The 1,036-nt window shown below is 62.7% G+C and carries 1 protein-coding gene; it reads right to left on the bottom strand.

What is annotated here, in order from left to right:
• Positions 1–662: 662 nt before the first annotated feature.
• Positions 663–1,036, bottom strand: a 374-nt coding sequence (locus RM2_RS23215; RefSeq protein ID WP_139277945.1) for a sensor histidine kinase, incomplete at its 5' end; no start/stop codon positions are given.

The raw sequence follows: 1,036 nt of genomic DNA, 5'->3' as shown, positions 1-1,036 counted from the left end.
CCCAGATTGTCATCGGCCGATGTGGCGGCATGTGTGAAGGGCTGGACTCCAGCGGACATGATTGCTACTGCGCAATTCGTGACCAGCGGGTTCGATTCATGGTTGATGTTCCTTAGTTCTGAACCCGGATTGTTCACGGCACGGCCCTGTTTGCGGCCCTTGAAGGTAGTCGTGAAACTCAGGTGGTGCCGTAAGAGGTTGAACCCTCACGAATTTTGTGTGATTCGTGTTGCTGAGACGCAATCACGAACATGAGGATCCGCGAGCCATGTCATAGGTGGTGTTCGGAATGGGGGGATCAATTTCTCTCTCCTGCACACGCCCGATAATTTCGGGATGTTCCAAGACTTCTCGCTCTTGGCATCCACTGCGACCACTGACGGTATAGGTAATTACCATAATTAAGCAATGGGATCGGGAAGATTTCCCCCGGATGGTGGACACCGGTGCTACACCGGATGGTGGATACCGGTGCTACACCGGAGGTTGACCCTGATCTCGTAGAAGTTGAGGTGGCGGTCCCCGCACGAGAGGGGTCTGCTGCACCGCCGGTGACGTCGTCGACGTCACCGGCGATCGTGGCGATGGTGGCGGTGTGTTTGGCCGCACCATGGGTCGGCCTTTCATGTGTGGTCCGGGCAGAGCAGTGCTGGGCTGGTGTGTCATCCGGACGTTGCCGAGGGGAGGGCGGGCAGGCGGGTCGTGAAGGTGGTGCCGCGCCCGGGTGGGCTGTCGGCGGCCAGGGTCCCGCCGTGGGCGGCGGTGAGTTCGGCGGCGACGGCCAGGCCGATGCCGGAGCCGTCGGCGCGAGCGGCGCGGCTGCGGAAGAACCGGTCGAAGATGCGCGGGAGGTCTTCGGCTGCGATCCCGGGGCCGGTGTCGGCCACGCGCAGCTCGGCCCATTCGCCGTCCTGGCGCAGGGTGACGCTGACGGTGCCGCCGGCAGGCACGAATTTGCTGGCGTTGGTCAGCTGATTTGTGATGATCTGCCGCAGCCGCACCGGATCCCCGTCGACTCGGACGTCGTCGAGGTCGG

Source organism: Rhodococcus marinonascens NBRC 14363 (assembly GCF_001894885.1).
Lineage (GTDB): Bacteria > Actinomycetota > Actinomycetes > Mycobacteriales > Mycobacteriaceae > Rhodococcus_F > Rhodococcus_F marinonascens.
The sequence above is the reverse complement of the archived record's forward strand: the minus strand, read 5'-3'. Positions and strand labels throughout refer to the sequence as shown.